This window comes from Bacteroidales bacterium MB20-C3-3 (assembly GCA_035609245.1).
Taxonomy (GTDB): Bacteria; Bacteroidota; Bacteroidia; order Bacteroidales; family UBA932; genus Bact-08.
Window position 1 is genome coordinate 927,015 of record CP141202.1, and the last position, 16,065, is coordinate 943,079.

Annotated in this window: 12 protein-coding genes; 2 read left to right on the forward strand and 10 right to left on the reverse strand. The window is 41.1% G+C overall.

What is annotated here, in order from left to right; translation table 11 throughout:
• Position 1: 1 nt before the first annotated feature.
• The gene (locus tag U5907_04185) at positions 2 to 1,234 is read left to right on the forward strand and encodes an efflux RND transporter periplasmic adaptor subunit (GenBank protein ID WRQ33847.1); all 1,233 of its coding nucleotides are present in this window, start codon (positions 2 to 4) and stop codon (positions 1,232 to 1,234) included.
• On the forward strand, positions 1,218 to 1,925 hold the full coding sequence (gene tsaB, locus U5907_04190) for a tRNA (adenosine(37)-N6)-threonylcarbamoyltransferase complex dimerization subunit type 1 TsaB (GenBank protein WRQ33848.1): 708 nt from the start codon (positions 1,218 to 1,220) through the stop codon (positions 1,923 to 1,925). Before U5907_04185 ends, tsaB begins: the two co-directional genes overlap by 17 nt.
• Here the strand turns inward: tsaB and U5907_04195 are convergent.
• From U5907_04195 to U5907_04240, 10 genes are all read right to left on the reverse strand, one after another.
• On the reverse strand, positions 1,906 to 3,048 hold the full coding sequence (locus U5907_04195; protein WRQ33849.1) for a TlpA disulfide reductase family protein: 1,143 nt from the start codon (positions 3,046 to 3,048) through the stop codon (positions 1,906 to 1,908). The two genes, tsaB and U5907_04195, sit on opposite strands and share 20 nt — an antisense overlap.
• 8 nt (positions 3,049 to 3,056) lie before the next feature.
• Complete coding sequence (locus U5907_04200; protein WRQ33850.1) at positions 3,057 to 3,455, reverse strand: HIT family protein; 399 nt, start codon at positions 3,453 to 3,455, stop codon at positions 3,057 to 3,059.
• Between the two features lies 1 nt (position 3,456).
• Positions 3,457 to 3,930, reverse strand: coding sequence for a transcription elongation factor GreA (greA, locus tag U5907_04205; protein WRQ33851.1), 474 nt, complete (start codon positions 3,928 to 3,930; stop codon positions 3,457 to 3,459).
• 78 nt (positions 3,931 to 4,008) lie between these two features.
• Positions 4,009 to 4,398: a hypothetical protein gene (locus tag U5907_04210; GenBank protein WRQ33852.1), complete on the reverse strand. Its 390-nt coding sequence runs from the start codon at positions 4,396 to 4,398 to the stop codon at positions 4,009 to 4,011.
• A 1-nt stretch (position 4,399) separates the two neighbouring features.
• Complete coding sequence (locus U5907_04215; GenBank protein ID WRQ33853.1) at positions 4,400 to 5,314, reverse strand: bifunctional riboflavin kinase/FAD synthetase; 915 nt, start codon at positions 5,312 to 5,314, stop codon at positions 4,400 to 4,402.
• Positions 5,305 to 9,543 carry an alpha-glucan family phosphorylase gene (gene glgP / locus U5907_04220; protein ID WRQ33854.1) on the reverse strand — a complete coding sequence of 1,413 codons (4,239 nt, stop codon included), beginning with the start codon at positions 9,541 to 9,543 and terminating at the stop codon, positions 5,305 to 5,307. Before glgP ends, U5907_04215 begins: the two co-directional genes overlap by 10 nt.
• A gap of 21 nt (positions 9,544 to 9,564) precedes the next feature.
• Positions 9,565 to 10,809 carry a glycoside hydrolase family 57 protein gene (locus U5907_04225; protein WRQ33855.1) on the reverse strand — a complete coding sequence of 415 codons (1,245 nt, stop codon included), beginning with the start codon at positions 10,807 to 10,809 and terminating at the stop codon, positions 9,565 to 9,567.
• Between the two features lie 6 nt (positions 10,810 to 10,815).
• On the reverse strand, positions 10,816 to 12,099 hold the full coding sequence (locus U5907_04230; protein WRQ33856.1) for a glycosyltransferase family 4 protein: 1,284 nt from the start codon (positions 12,097 to 12,099) through the stop codon (positions 10,816 to 10,818).
• A complete protein-coding gene (locus U5907_04235) occupies positions 12,096 to 14,030 on the reverse strand; it encodes a glycogen debranching enzyme N-terminal domain-containing protein (protein WRQ33857.1) in 1,935 nt (644 codons plus the stop codon). Before U5907_04235 ends, U5907_04230 begins: the two co-directional genes overlap by 4 nt.
• A gap of 52 nt (positions 14,031 to 14,082) precedes the next feature.
• Positions 14,083 to 16,065, reverse strand: coding sequence for an alpha amylase C-terminal domain-containing protein (locus U5907_04240; protein ID WRQ33858.1), 1,983 nt, complete (start codon positions 16,063 to 16,065; stop codon positions 14,083 to 14,085).

Genomic DNA, 16,065 nt, shown 5'->3' on the forward strand with positions numbered 1-16,065 from the left:
GATGAAGAAGAGTTTTAAATGGATAATCGGCGCAGCAGTTATAATAATTGTTGTGCTCGTAATTTTTGGAAGGAAAAATAGCAATAAAGGGGTGGAGGTGACTACTCAGATTGTTGCTAAGGGGACAATCACAGAGGTTATCCCTGCTAATGGAAAAATCAAGCCTGTTGTGGAGGTAAAGATCTCTCCCGATGTTTCCGGAGAGATTGTTGAGCTTAATTTTAAAGAGGGAGACAACATTAAAAGGGGTGAACTTATTATAAAAATAAAGCAAGATGTCTACATATCCATGAGAGACAGAGCCGAGGCATCACTTAACTCAGTAAAAGCTCAGCTGACACAACAACTTGCTCAATTTAAACAAATTGAACAGTCTTATCTTAGGAATAAAACCCTTTACGAGCAAAAGGCTATCTCTGAGGCAGACTATGAAAATGCTCTCTCTCAGTATAATGTTACTAAAGAACAGATAAAAGCTGCAGAATTTAATGTGAAAAGTGCTACAGCTGCTCTTCAGGAGGCACAGGACAACCTTGTCAAGACTACAATCTATGCCCCTATGGATGGCATAATTTCCAAAATGAATGTTGAGAAGGGAGAGCGTGTAGTTGGTACAAGCCAAATGGCGGGAACTGAATTACTAAGAATCGCTAATTTTGATCAGATGGAGGTTCTTGTTGATGTTAATGAGAACGATATTATTCGCATTCAGGAGAGGGACACTGCTATGGTTGAGGTTGACTCCTATCCCGGAAGAAAATTTACTGGGATGGTGACTCAGATTGCAAACTCTGCTAAAAACATTGGCTCTTCAATTGAACAGGTCACAAATTTTGAGGTAAAAATTCTAATTCTACCGGAATCATATCAGGACCTTGTTAAAGAGGGGCTGAATCCTTTCCGTCCCGGTATGTCTGCAACAGCTTCAATTCAAACTGAAAGAAGAGATAATATTATATCTATTCCTGTTCAGACGATTACAACAAGAAATGACCTCTTTACTGATACTCTTGCCAATAAAAAGAGCGATGAATTAAGTGAGCAGGTGTTTGTTGTAAAGGATGATAATACTCTTGAGGTTAGGAAGATTGAAACAGGCATTCAGGATATTACAAATATTGAAATTTTATCCGGGCTGAATGAGGGTGAAAGGATTGTAACCGGTCCATATTCTGCAATAAGCAAAACTCTTAAGTCCGGAGCTAAGGTCTCTTGGGATGACAAGAAAAAATAGTGTTACTCTACTGCTGCTTGAAACCAGTACAGAAGTGTGTTCTGTTGCTCTCAGCATTGACGGAGAGTTGACAGCTCAGAGGGAAATTCAAGAGCACAAAGCTCATGCAAGAGTTATTGCAGATTTTATTAAAGAGGTACTTTCAGATGCATCTTTATCAATTAATGATTGCAATGCTGTAGTTGTCAGTGAAGGGCCGGGATCATACACAGGTCTTCGTGTTGGCGTATCTGTTGCCAAGGGTATATGTTATGGTGCAAACCTCCCGCTTATAGCAGTTAGCTCGCTTGAGCTTATTGCCAGGTTGGCACTGGAGAATAGTCCGGCTCCTGAGGGTGATTTCAGAATAGTTCCAATGATTGATGCCAGAAGAATGGAGGTTTACACAGCTCTGTTTGATTCCAAGTACAATCAACTGACAAAAACCGAGGCTCATATTATTACCGAGGAGAGTTTTACAGAAACATTGTCAGAAGGAAAGGTCATCTTTACAGGTGATGGTTCTGAAAAAGCTAAATCAGTGATTACACATCCAAATGCAATTTTTACCCAAACTCACGCCTCTGCAAGAGGAATGATTGATCCGGCAATGCAAAAATACAAAAGGTCCGAGTTTGCCGATGTAGCTTACTTCGAACCTTTTTATCTCAAGGATTTTATTGCCGGAATATCTAAAAAATCGCTGCTATAGCCTTTTCCAGTTTAGAATCAAAAATATCTCTGGCTACAATTGTTCCGCTCTTGTCAATCAGAAAGACAGAGGGAACTTCTCTGATATTGTATGTGGTTACTGCCGGTGAAGCCGACCCTAGTCCATCACACACATTTATCCATGGGAGCTCTTGATTGGCAACAGCCCCTGACCAGGCTGTCTTATCAGTATCTACGCAAACCTGATATATTTCAAATCCCAAAGAGGAGTATCTGTCATAAATATCAAGCAATTCTCTGTTAAATAGCTTCTGATTTACGTCAGTAGTTGACCAGAATACTAAAAGAATAGCTTTTCCTGACAAGTCAGAGAGTGATCTCATCTGTGATTTAAGATCCGGAAGCTTAATATCAGGAAATCCAACCTCTGATGCATCCAGTAACTTTGAAGATATTGCATCACTCTTTTCTCTAAGGGTAATCTCATCCAGCAGAGGATTCAGGTAAACAGATCCGGGGTATGTAACACTAAGGGAATCGTAAACTCTTCTGAAAAGAAGAACATCTCTCATATCTCCAAAAAGAGGCAGTTCTCCCGGCATCTTTTGATAGAGAAGGTATACATTGGTTAGAGAGTTTGGATTTAAATAGAGATGTTTTATAGCAGATTGTTTATTTTTCACAAAAAGTGCTCCTAATGAATAGTTAAGAGAATCTGCCAATACTGCATCTCCTGAATTTATTGCCTCTGCCCTTTTAAGGAGAAGGGCTTCAAACTCTTTGTTTCTTGACTCCAGATCTTTTTCAAGGTTACTCAAAAGAACGCTTTCCGGAGATCCTTCAACAGAGCTGGAGATGCCAAGGGTATCTGTAGTCAGATAAACTGTTTCACCTGCAGCAATAAGAAGTGATGCAATCTTTCTCTCTTTATAATACAAGTAGTAGAATTCAGGCTGTGATGAGAGTTTGCGGGTTTTGTAAATAAATGAGCCCTCGCTGTCTGTCTTAATAGTATCAACAACTCGCTGACTGTTAAGCTGAAGAATCCTCAGGGTTAGCTTGCCCTCACCCATCCCCTCTACCTTCGCTTTTATTATTGTTTTGTTTGAATTGCAGGATACAACCAGAAATGCTGTAAACGCTATCAGGAGAATCTTTCTCATATTGTTTTTCAAAGTTGAATTTTTGATGCGATTGCTTTTGCTATGCTCTCCATAGTCTCTTTATCCAGACTAAGCTTAGGCTTTCTAAAGTCAATGTCCGATTCTGAATTTATTGGAACCAGGTGTATATGTGCGTGAGGTACCTCAAGCCCGATAACTGCTACCCCTACTCTTTTGCATGGTATGGCTTCACCAATCCCTTTTGCCACCTTCTGAGCAAATGCAAAGAGTCCTTTTAGCTCCGCCTCTTCAATGTCAAATATGTAATCTGTCTCTCTTCTGGGTATTACAAGTGTATGCCCCTGAGCAAGCGGATTTATATCAAGAAATGCATAGAAATCTTTATCCTCAGCAATCTTGTATGAAGGGATTTCGCCGGATGCAATTTTAGAGAATATTGATGACATCTTACTTTGAAATTTCAAGAATTTGAAATTTTACAACTCCTGATGGAACCATTACCTCAACCACATCTCCCTTGCTTTTTCCAATCAGGGCTTTTCCAATTGGCGTTGCTGCCGCAAGCTTCCCCTCTCTGAGATTAGCCTCGGTCTCCCCAACTAAAGTATAAACCACCTCGGTATTATTTGAAAGATTTTTAAGTTTTACCTTGTTCATAATCTGAACATGGGTTGTGTTAATTTTGGATTCATCTATAATTCGCGCATTGGCAATCATATCCTCAAGTTTTGAAATCTTGAGCTCCAAAAGACCCTGTGCCTCTTTAGCAGCATCGTACTCTGCATTCTCAGACAGGTCCCCCTTGTCCCGGGCTTCAGCTATCTGTCTTGAAATTGCTGGTCTCTCAACAGAGACCAGTTGCTGGTATTCCGCCTTAAGTTTCTCCAGCCCCTCTGAAGTTAAATAATGAATTTTTGACATAACTTAAAAAATTAAAAAAGAATCCAGCAGGACTGGACTCTTTGTTACAAAGATAAAAAATTTTCTTTAATAATAAAATTACTCTCTGAATTTTGGAGCCATAATTTCCGAGTAGAGAACTAGATTGCGGGGGTCAATCGCAAACACCGGTCCATCTTTAGCCTCTTCCTGTTCAGGTGCCTCATTAACCGAATGTTTGAAAGAACTTATCCCCTCTTCTGACTCTGAAGAGAGAGGAATATCTATCATCTGATATTCCGAATGCCTAACAGTATCTGACAATGGTGGTAAGAGGCTCTCTGATGAAGGCTCTTCGTGAAAATCCATCTCTTCATGGAAACCAATCTCTTCATGAAAAGACTCCTCTCTCCTCTGCTTAACCTGTTCCTTCTTTTTCTTCTCCATATATCCCTGCAGAATAAGTGCTCCAAGGCCGAGAATTATGTATATTATTGTACTGGCATCCATATTATCTCATTGTGATGTTATTCTCAGGGAGGTAAAGATAGGAATTTTCCCTGTCTTTGTGAAGCTGAGCCTTGAGATCATCAAGAGAGGAGAATGTTACTTCATCTCTCATCTTTGCAACAAACTCAAGCTTAATACTTAACCCGTAAATATCCTCATCAAAATCCAGAATATGGGTCTCGATTGTCCTTTCATTATTAATTCCAACTGTTGGCCTGATACCAATATTTGTTATTCCTCTGTATGTCTTTCCGGAGGTCTGTACCCAAACTGCATAAACGCCATCTGAGGGCAGTACCTTTAGTGGCTCATAGAGTCTCATATTGGCTGTGGGAAAGCCGATGCCCCTGCCTATCTTCATCCCCTCGACAACTACCCCCTCTACACCATAACGGTAACCCAGCAGGTTGTTTGCTGTTCCCATATCACCGGCCAGAAGCATCTCCCTGATTTTTGTTGAACTTATAATAAGGCCTGATTCATTTTCGGTATACTCATCAACCCTTACCGGATTAATTCCAAGATTTCGTGCAATTGCCATCATCTCATCCTGTGTCTGGTTGATATCACTACCAACCCTGTGATCGTATCCTATCACAAGAGTCCTTACATTTAGCCTTCTGATGAGATAATCCCGGAAATACTCCTCAGTGGTTTGTGAAGCAAACTCCTTGTCAAACTTTAAAGTGAAGACCTCGTCTATACCAAAGGATTTAATAAGTGAAATCTTCTCCTCAAGCGAGTTTAGAAGTCTGAACTTTGCGGCATCTTGTTGTAGTACTGTTCTTGGGTGTGGCCATAATGTGATGACTGCAGAGGTATCTCCCTGCTCTTTTGCAAGAGCGGAAATTTTTTCCAGTACTGCACGGTGTCCTCTGTGAACACCATCAAAAAACCCTGTAGCTGCTACAACCATCTTACTAAATCAAAATCTTGCCTGTGAGGAAGGTTAGGATGCTTTGCAAACATTCTTACAGCAACGCTGTAAGCACCTGCCTTCTCCGGAAGCATATTGCATATGTACCTTACATCTCCCCCCTCTGTTTTTTCAGGTGAAAACTCGTGCCTCTCTGCAATAACCATCCTCTTCTGAACCTGATCGAATGTAGCAAGGACAAATTCCACCCCTATCTCTTCAGCTGTAAGAGAGCCTAAGGATAGAACAACCTCAGCATGATATTTATTGCCAATTGAAAGGTTTAGTCTTGTATTATCAGGTTTGTTTATACTTCTTACCTCTATATTAGGCCACTCTGTTCGCATCTTTCTTTTCCAGAATGCCATCTCTCTTGCAAATGAGTAATCATCTGCCACTGCTTTTGTATGCCTGATTGCCAAAGGCTTGTAGTATTGCTCTACATAATCTGTTATCATCCTGTTTGTAGTGAAATTACCGGCTACTTTGGCTATGGTATTCTTAATAATATTAACCCAGTATCTCGGGATACCTGTCTCTTTATCATTGTCGTAAAATACCGGGGCAATTTCGTTCTCCAGCATATTATAAATTGTGGCAGCATCAAGCTGATCCTGGTAGTTTTGATTTTCGTAGGTCTTCTCCATTGGGAGTGCCCAGCCCGCTCCCTCTTTATAACCTTCAACCCACCATCCGTCAAGTACTGAAAAGTGCATTACACCATTCATAACTGCCTTTTCTCCGCTTGTACCGGAGGCCTCGAGTGGCCTTGTAGGAGTATTCATCCATATATCCACTCCCTGAACCAGCCTCTTGGCAATTGTCATATCGTATCCAGGAACAAAGAGAATTTTTCCGATAAACTGAGGCATAAGCGACACCTCAACAATATGTCTTATCAGGTCTTGTCCTGCTTTGTCTGCAGGGTGAGCTTTTCCGGCAAAAATAAATTGTACCGGCTGTTTTGGATTGTTTACAATTTTATCCAGTCTTACAAGATCTGTAAATAGAAGGTGAGCCCTTTTATAAGTGGCAAACCTTCTTGCAAATCCTATTGTAAGTATATCATCTCTTAAACTCTCTTTGATTTGTACAATTTGCTGAGGTGTATAATGAGCTGTAGAAACAGGATTTGAAAGGGTATCTTTTATTTTGTCAATTAATCTTCTGCGAAGTTTATTTCTAAGTGACCAAATTCTTTGGTCATCAACAGAATATATTCCTTCAAAGCAACTCTTGTCATAGTTATGAGACTGAAAATCATCTCCAAAAACCTCCGAATGTATCTGCTTCCATTCGCTGGATGTCCAGGTTGGATAGTGAACTCCATTAGTAACATGACCAACATGAAGCTCTTCAGGTAAATATCCGGGCCAAAGCGGAGCGAGTATATCCCGGCTTACTTTTCCGTGCAACCAGCTAACGCCGTTTATCTCTTGTGAGAGATTACAGGCAAGATTACTCATTGAAAATTTTTCTCCTGTGTTTGACGGGTCAATCTTTCCCAAGGACATCATCATCTCCCAGGAGATCTTTAGTCTTGACGGATAGTGTGACATATATCCCCTGAGAAGATCCTCCGGGAAGGCATCGTGTCCGGCAGGAACAGGTGTGTGTGTTGTGAAAAGAGATGATGCACGCACTATCTCAAGTGCCTCCCCGTACGAGAGATTTTTATCGTTAATGTATTCCCTTAATCTCTCAAGACCAGTAAATGCAGCATGCCCCTCATTGCAATGATATACATCTGTCTCAACTCCCAACATTCTTAGGGCTCGTATACCTCCTATTCCAAGAAGCATCTCCTGCTTTAGTCTGTTTTCCAAATCACCTCCGTAAAGATGGTGGGTTATGGACCTGTCCTCCCAGGTATTGTCTTCAAAATCTGTATCTAAAAGATAGAGGGGAGTTCTGCCTACATCGGCTCTCCACAACCTGGCTTTCAGAACCCTTCCCGGCATAGCTACACTTACTATCAGCCAATTTCCCTCACTATCACGCATTGGGCTGACTGGCAGTTTAGTAAAATCCTGGGCCTCGTAATCGGCTACCTGGTCACCGGATGAAGATAGTTTCTGAGTAAAGTATCCATATCTGTAAAGTAAGCCCACACCTACAATTGGAACTAGTTTATCACTTGACTCTTTAAGATAGTCTCCCGCAAGTATCCCCAAACCTCCTGAGTAAATTTTAAGTGACTGATCCAATCCGTACTCCATACTGAAATATGAAATTGTCGGATGTTCAGGGTCTGGTTTAGCAGAAACATACTCCTGGAAATTGGAGTAAACCGAGTCAAGTTTTCTCAGAAATTTTGTGTCTTTTTCAAGTTCTCTTGCTTTACTGAGGGTAACAGCATCCAACATCATAATAGGGTTTCCGTGACTTGCTCTCCAAAGCTCCAGATCAACCATTTTAAATAGTTCAATGGCCTCTTCATTCCAGCTCCACCAAAGGTTTTTTGAAATGATGTCGAGCGCTTGTATCCTCTCCGGAAGCTGCTTGTTAATTATGATTGACGACCAGTTGGGAGAGTTTGCCACATTAACCTTGAAGCTTAGCTTATCTCTCTCATCCTGGATTTGTACGAATCCGCTGTTATTTCCTGATATATTTTCCAATGCCATTGAATATGCTTTTGTGTATTTATCTATTTGATTTTTCCATAAGGCCGTCTCTGATGCTTTTTTTGCTCCGGCTCTTCGCTTTTCTCTATCCTGCCGGGAATCGCCAATCATATCCTCAATAAGAGTGGCGATCTTATCAGCAGCCTCTGTGTAGTTGTTATCGTCTCTCTCAACAATCTCAACTCCGGGGTGCCCCTCTCTCATATGATCCTTTATCCACAAGCCAAATCCAGCCAGATTTGTGGTAATTGCAGGAACGGAGAAAGCAAGGCTCTCAAGCGGAGTATAGCCCCACGGCTCATAATATGAGGGGAATAGTGAGAGATCAAGTGCAGATAAGAGGTCGTAATATTTTTTATTAAAAATGCCATCGGTTCCGTTAAGGTATGATGGGACAAAAAGCACTATAACCTTATCTTCCGGACTATTATTTAATCTTAGTTCCCTAACTCGTTTAACAATTGGATCCCACTCCGGTTCACTAAGTGTATGTGAAATATTTGTCTTATAATCTCCCCCATTTTCCAGTTTTGCCAGAAGTTCTTTGTTTGGACCGTTGTTTCCTGCAGGAACAAATATAAAGGCAACTACCTCTTTTGATGGTTTTCTGTCTCTTAGAATTGCAAGAGAATCAAGGAAAAGATCCAGCCCTTTATTCCTGAATTCATATCTGCCGCTGGTTCCAATAATTTCTGCATCGTTGCCGATAGCCCTGCCCGTCATTGACTGAGCAATCTTAAGCAGAAGCTCTCTTGAATCTTTTCTTAGATTATTTAAATCCTCTCCCTGCGGAGCTATTTGGGGATCAAATCCATTTGGCGTTACTATATCGGGCTCTCTGTCCAGAAAGTGTTTACACTCCATGGCAGTAAGGTCACTTACTGTTGTAAATACATCAGCTTCTCTGGCAGATATCTTTTCGAGTGAGTGTTTGGCCGTAACATTTAACTCCTTTGCGGTTTGATCCGGGTTACCCCACTTCCCGTTTTCATAGAGATGAAGATTATTTCCCGCAATAGATCTTCCAACTGTTGTTGCATGAGTTGTAAAGAGTGTCGCTACGGAAAGTTTGCTCTCTTTAAGATGAAGCAATCCTGCTCCGGTCATCCATTCATGAAAATGGGCTGCAATTTTATGCGACGGAGATAAATTGTATTTTATAAAACTCTCAATTGCTCTGCCTGCCGCGTAACCAAAAAGAGCGCTCTCTATATAGTCCCAGTGGCCGGTAAGCGAATCAAGACCAAATCTCTTCCAAAAATTTGTAAGTATTTCATCTTTTCTTGTAATAAGCGGACTGAAATCCACCAATATTGAGAGAGGACTCCCCGGTATATTCCATCTTCCTGTCCTTACCCTGATCCCCTCCTCTAAAGCTTTTGCTTTCCAGGATCTAAAAAGATTCTGATCTTCTGAGAACTCAGGATTGTTTGCAGTCTCCCGCCATACATCCGGCCCAATGTAAATATGATTCCCCTCCTTTATTCCGGAGAGATAGGGTGCCTTGGTCGCGATAACCGTATGTATTCCGCCCACCTTATTGCACACCTCCCAACTCACCTCAAAGAGATAGTCGGGGTGCATTATCTTTTTTTCTGACATAACTGTTTATCTGCCTTTTAACTATTTTGAGCCCTTTTTAGCTGCAATTTTTGTTCCACTTTTTACCCTGACTGCAAGTGAGCGTTTTTGAACTCTAACAAGAAAATCACTCAAGACATTCATATAGTTAATAAAGGCCTCATATGGAGTCTCATAGGGGTTAAAGTACTTATGTACTGCTCCGTCTGAGAAGAATTTTGTACACATATAATAAAAGTGATCGCTCTCCTGAAGTTTAAGAAAGTCTGCCGAGAGAGTGTCGTCTGCCGCCTCTTTTACAAGCTCCCTCACTTCGTATAATTTACTGAAGGCCTCGTTTTGCAGTTCATTTCCTAACCATGCACTGGTATCCCGCTCCTCATCTGCCCAGGAGATTGGGTATGGAACATGTAATGGTGCCACAGGCTGATGCTTTTTACAGGCCTCGGAAGGTGTTAAAAATTCAAAATTTGTTTGTGATAAAACGGCTGATGGTAAATGTTTAAGGAAATCAAATATTCCTGTGGTTTCGTGCTGATGCTCTCCAAAAGTTTCGTAATCCATAAAGAGATTAACAATCTCCTCTTTCTCCAGAGATCTGGACAGCCAGGTAACATATTTATCTGCAGTGAGCGGCCAGTTGCTCCATGATCTGTCAGAAAACCTAAATGCTATATCGTCGCTGAGCTGAAAATTTTTAAGAAGTAATTTGAGTCTTGGGTTAAGAGCATTTGTGTATAAATAGTTGGGGCTCTTCCAGGCCAGAACATGTTTTGCCCCCTCAGTGAGCATACCTTTAAATCCTAAATCAGCAACAACAGAGCCTATTGAATCTGAATATATTAACTCTGTATTTCTGAATATAACAGGTTTTTTACCAAAGAGTTGCTCAATTTTTTCCGAGTGCATTTTAACCTGCCCGGTAAATTCGTCTTCATTGATAAGTGAAGATAGAGAGTGTGCATATGTTTCAGCTAAAAATTCAACACAGCCTGTTCTTGCCAGCTCTTTAAAACTCTCAATAACTTGAGGTGCATATTTTTCAAACTGATCGAGTGCCACTCCTGAAATTGAGTAGGCAAGCTTAAACGCCCCCTTGTGCTCTTTTATAAGATTAAGAATTATCTTATTTGCTGGCAGATAACATTTCTCTGCTACCCTTTGAAGAATTGTCCTGTTATTAAAATCGTCATAGTACCAGGACTCTTTACCTATATCAAAAAATCTGTAAAGTCTTAATCTGTCTGGTTGGTGTACCTGGAAGTATATGCAAATGCTCTTTTTCATAACAGCTTATTTTTTCGACAATTGAGTGTAAATCTCTTTAATTTTAAATGCGGCGTTGTCCCATCTCAGGGCATTAACCTCGTTCAGTCCGTTTTTTACTGCCGTTGAACTTAAAGCAGGGTAAGCCAGAAGACCATATATTGAGTCAGCCAGTGCATCAATGTCCCAGAAATCAACTTTAATGGCATGATGAAGAACCTCAGCCACTCCACTCTGTTTTGAAATGATTGTTGGCACATTTGATCTCATTGCCTCTAACGGAGAAATTCCAAATGGCTCTGATACAGAAGGCATTACATAAACATCTGAAAAAGCAAACATTCTTTTCACATCCTCTCCCCGCAAAAAGCCGGTAAAGTGAAATTTTGTTGCAATCCCCAGCTTTGCCACCCGTCTGATAGATCTGTTAAGGAGATCTCCGCTTCCAGCCATAACAAATCTTACATTGGGATATCTTTTCAGAACCTTGGCAGCTGCCTCAATAAAATATTCAGGCCCCTTCTGGTATGTTATCCTGCCAAGAAATGTAACTATCTTCTCGTCAATTCTGCTGTCAATCTCCATCTGTTCGAATCCGTCAAAATCAACAGCATTATGCACTGTTACAACTTTTGAGGGGTGAATTCCGTATTTGCTTATAACAATATTTCTGGTAAGGTTACTTACAGCAATTACCATATCGGCCTCCTTCATACCCCTCTTCTCCAGATCGTAAACCAGTGTGTTGATATTCTCTCCGCTTCTGTCAAACTCAGTCGCGTGGACATGTACTACAAGGGGTTTTCCGGTTAGTTTTTTTGCAGCTATCCCGGCAAGGTATGTAAGCCAGTCGTGAGCGTGAATTACATCAAATTCCTGAGTCTTGGCAATCTCTGCTGCAACCATTGCATATCTGGATACCTCTTCCATAAGGTTTGAGCCATACTTTCCGGAGAACTTATACTTCTGACCAAGAAAACTTTTATAACTCTTAACCTGACCCTTCTTACTCTTCTCCACCATTTCAGTAAACTGTTCAGGATCTAGATAAGGAACCATATTTGTCCCCACTCTTAAAAACTGCACATTTTCCAGAAAGGTTTTTACATCTCCCACATTATGTGATATCTCAATATCGCTGGCATTAATAATTTTCACAGATTTCTGATCTTCGTCTCCCGAGGCTGATGGCATAACAAAAAGAACCTCCACATCCATATTTGAGAGCCCCTTTGTAAGTCCAAAACAGGCTGTACCCAAACCTCCGGAAATGTGTGGCGGGAATTCCCATCCAAACATCAGTACTTTCATATCTTTTTGTTTTTATGGTTCAAAACAAGTCTCATTGACCAAAGCAGGGATGCAACACTTATTGAATACGAGGTGCACCCGTGAGGCTGATGAGGCGGATCACCATCATACACCTCTGATACAGAGCCAATACAGTGAATCTGCACATCCTCCTCAAAAGCAGATATTAAATCCTCTGCTCTCTGGATAAATGAATCTCCGTGCAATTTAAGATTTGCATCAATGTAAAATCCAAGCAGCCAGGGTCTGGCTGTACCCATATGATAGGCTGAGTTTCTGCTGAACTCATCTCCATCATACTCCCCTTTATAATGCGGGCTTTGGGGAGAGAGTGTCCTTATCCCCCTCTCTGTAAGTAACTCCTGCTGAATTCTCTTAAGAACCTTTGATTTCTGTACATCTGTAATGGGAGAGTAAGGGAATGAACAGGTAAATAGTTGATTTGGCCTGACACACTTGTTTTGTCCTTCGTGACCAACATAATCTGCCAGGTAATCACCCTGCTCAATCCAAAAAGCTTTGTTAAAACTCTTAGCAATCAGTTTCTGAACAGGCTCCCACTCATCAACAAATGCTTTGTCTCTTGATCCCCTTGCCAGTTCTATTGCAAATGAGACTGCATTATACCAAAGAGAATTAAGCTCCACCTGATAACCCTCTCTCTCTGTAACCGGTTTTCCGTTTACATACGCGTCCATCCAGCTCAGAGCGGTACCTTTTTTCTCTGCCCACAAAAGTCCGTTACCGTGTAAAACTACAGAGTCCCCCTCCTTTGTGTTTTTATAGTGATTAAGAATTGCCTTTATTGTTTCCGCACTCTCTTTCCATACAGTGGTCTTACTTCTCTTATAAATAGTCAGTTGCTGAATATTCCATATTAACCAAAGGGGAACATCCGGCTTGGACCCTCCGGAGTCCGGGATAAATCCCTCTCTTTTAACAAAATCTTCAAGAACTTTTCTAAATCTTTTTTTATCATCAAGGCCAGACAGTGTAATGCCTGGAAGAGCCAGGAGCGTCTCTCTGGAATTTTTATCAAGCCAAGGATATCCTGCATAGATAGACATACTCTCTCCATCAGATATCAAAAACTGTTTGGAAGCAATTTTAAGACAACTTTCAAAGCTATCCCTTGCGCTTCTTGCTTCAAGATAATTTTCAAACTTGGTATTGAGGCCAGCAGGAGACTCTGCATTGGTTGATGCCGAGAAAACTACTGACTGACCCTTCTTAAGAGGGAACTCAAAATATCCGGGAACAAACAGATCCTCTGCAGATTCGTAAGCCCTTCTCCTCTCCTCTTTATACTCAATATTGTAGTACCAATCAGGGTTAGAGACATAATCTGCCTTTACTGAGAGTTGCAGGTTGAGTTCAGGAAATCCTTCATACATTTTAAAGGCTCGTCCCCCCTGAATCTCAATGGCAGACCTATCTGCATTAAGATTTGATTTTGAAAGGGAGTGGATATGCCTGAAAGCAAGAAAAGGTTTTAGCTGAAGAGTTGTTGGAGAGTTAGCCTCAAGAAGTGTGTATCTGGCAAAGTACTGACCTTTGTTATGAGCAAGCATCATCTCTTTTTTTAAAACCATACCCCCAACTCTGTAGGTAATAGAGACACACTTGTCAATTTCAAATTCTCTAATGTACTTGTGGCCTCTGGGTTCGTATATATCTCCATATCTGTGTATACCCAGATTAAATGCCTTGCCGTGCTGAATCAGAGACTCATCAAGTGATGAGAGTAGTACAAATTTTTCATTATTGAAGTTAGCAACGGGGAGTACCAGAAGGCCATGATACTTTCTGGTATTACAGCAAACAATGGTTGTGTTCATATAGCCGCCGGCGTGGTTTGTGGAGAGGAGCTCACGCTTAAGCGAGTATTCCAGATTCACCAGCTCTCCCTTGTTGAATTTTAAATAGGCCATAGGGTTAATATTTATCTGTGCAATTTAACAAAAAAAATGTTAAGAATCAGTTTCATCTGACCTTTTTGAAAACAATTCCGCACCGTGAAGGGAGGTATATCTTTATGAAATTTGAATCCCCCTCTTGCATTGAAAAATGAACGCACCCCTTTTCTACTCTTCCATATCCTCCGAAAATTTTCATATCAGTATCAATAAGATGTTTATATTCTCCCGCAGGAGCATCAACTCTCAGGTCTGTATATGAATTTAAGGGGCTGAAATTGAATGCAAACAGGTAATCGCCCCTTAAATAGGCTATAAGCTGTCGCTCGTTGTGCTGAAGCACCTTAGTGGGCCTCTTTCCAAAAAGAGAGCCTCTCTTAAGAAGAGACAACATCTCCTTTTCAAATTCAAGAAGCCACGAATATTTTAGCCTTTTATCAAATGCCAGATTCCACTGCCTTCTGGCGTAATGGTAGGACCAACCGTTTCCCTCTCTTGGGAAATCAATCCACTCAGGATGGCCGAATTCATTACCCATGAAGGTTAAATATCCATTCCCTGCTGTAGATGATGTTATAAGTCTTATCATTTTATGAAGGGCTATACCTCTGTCAAGTGTAATACTTCTCGTCTCTCTCTCCATTGATGTGTACATCTCAGCATCAAGAAGCCTGAATATAATTGTCTTATCACCAACCATTGCCTGATCGTGACACTCGGCATAACTAACAGTTTTCTCATCATCTCTTTTACTGGTTAGCTCGTGATAGAGCTCTTCCATGTTCCAGTCTTCGTCTCGTCTCTCCTTTATCAGCTTAATCCAGAGATCAGCTATACCCATACTCATTCTGTAATCAAATCCCACTCCCCCTGCTGTAAATGGTGCTCCCAGCCCCGGAAGTCCGCTAACATCTTCAGCAATTGTTATTGCTGAAGGATTGCACTCTTTTATCACTCTGTTTGCCAATACCAGGTATATAAAAGCATCGTTGTCTATGTTGCCTGAGAAGTAACTGGAGTAGTCTGTGAAGCTCTTTCCTAGTCCATGATCATAGTAAAGCATACTGGTTATACCGTCAAAGCGGAATCCGTCAAAATTAAATTCCTCGAGCCAGTATTTACAGTTTGACAGCAAAAACCTAATAACCTGGTCTTTCCCGTAATTGAAGCATCTTGAGCCCCAGGCAGGATGATCTCCTCTCTCACCTGAGTGAAAATAGAGATCTCTTGTCCCGTCAATTTCAGACAACCCCTCCAGTGTGTTGCTTACTGAATGGGAGTGTACAATATCAAGAATAACAGATATCCCGTAGCCGTGAGCTTCATCTATCAGCATTTTAAGTTCATCAGGAGTTCCAAATCTTGAACTGGGAGCATAAAAGCTGGAAACCTGGTAGCCAAATGAACCATAATACGGATGCTCCTGGATAGCCATCAGCTGTATTGTATTGTATCCTGTTTTAGCTATATATGGGAGAATATTCTCTCTGAAATGATTGTAAGAGCCAACACCTGACTCTTCTGTGCTCATCCCGATATGAGCTTCATAAATCAAAGGTGTTTCACTCTGAACAGGCCTCCTGTTTTTCCATTTATAATCTCCTGTATCCCATACCTGAGCTGCAAACAATTTAGTGTCAGGATCCTGCACAACTCTTGTTGCATAAGCCGGTATTCTCTCTCCCTCCCCTCCATTCCACTGGACAAGCCATTTATAATTATCTCCGTGAGCTAACAAGTCTGCATCCAATCTAAGCTCCCAGTTTCCATCTCCAACGGAGTTAAATAAAAAAGCAGAATCTTTTTTCCATCCGTTTTTATCACAAAGCAGGTATATGGCAGAGGCATTTGGTGCCCACTCTCTGAAAATTCTCTTGCTACCCTCCAGATATGTGCAATAATACAAATGATTGTTTATTGCATCGGCAAGCCTGAGCTCTCCCTGAGACATCTCGGCCATCCTTATCGCTGCAATTTCGTGCCTGCTCCAGATGTCTCTTTTCCAGGGTTCAAGCCACGGGTCATCCCTCCATAGTTTTAACTCTTCCAT

What these genes read in the sequence shown, in the direction of transcription:
- U5907_04185 (WRQ33847.1), top strand. Translation starts at nt 2, where the DNA reads ATGAAGAAGAGTTTTAAATGGATAATCGGCGCAGCAGTTATAATAATT.
- tsaB (WRQ33848.1), top strand. Translation starts at nt 1,218, where the DNA reads ATGACAAGAAAAAATAGTGTTACTCTACTGCTGCTTGAAACCAGTACA.
- U5907_04195 (WRQ33849.1), bottom strand. Translation starts at nt 3,048, where the DNA reads ATGAGAAAGATTCTCCTGATAGCGTTTACAGCATTTCTGGTTGTATCC.
- U5907_04200 (WRQ33850.1), bottom strand. Translation starts at nt 3,455, where the DNA reads ATGTCATCAATATTCTCTAAAATTGCATCCGGCGAAATCCCTTCATAC.
- greA (WRQ33851.1), bottom strand. Translation starts at nt 3,930, where the DNA reads ATGTCAAAAATTCATTATTTAACTTCAGAGGGGCTGGAGAAACTTAAG.
- U5907_04210 (WRQ33852.1), bottom strand. Translation starts at nt 4,398, where the DNA reads ATGGATGCCAGTACAATAATATACATAATTCTCGGCCTTGGAGCACTT.
- U5907_04215 (WRQ33853.1), bottom strand. Translation starts at nt 5,314, where the DNA reads ATGGTTGTAGCAGCTACAGGGTTTTTTGATGGTGTTCACAGAGGACAC.
- glgP (WRQ33854.1), bottom strand. Translation starts at nt 9,543, where the DNA reads ATGTCAGAAAAAAAGATAATGCACCCCGACTATCTCTTTGAGGTGAGT.
- U5907_04225 (WRQ33855.1), bottom strand. Translation starts at nt 10,809, where the DNA reads ATGAAAAAGAGCATTTGCATATACTTCCAGGTACACCAACCAGACAGA.
- U5907_04230 (WRQ33856.1), bottom strand. Translation starts at nt 12,099, where the DNA reads ATGAAAGTACTGATGTTTGGATGGGAATTCCCGCCACACATTTCCGGA.
- U5907_04235 (WRQ33857.1), bottom strand. Translation starts at nt 14,030, where the DNA reads ATGGCCTATTTAAAATTCAACAAGGGAGAGCTGGTGAATCTGGAATAC.
- U5907_04240 (WRQ33858.1), bottom strand. Translation starts at nt 16,065, where the DNA reads ATGGAAGAGTTAAAACTATGGAGGGATGACCCGTGGCTTGAACCCTGG.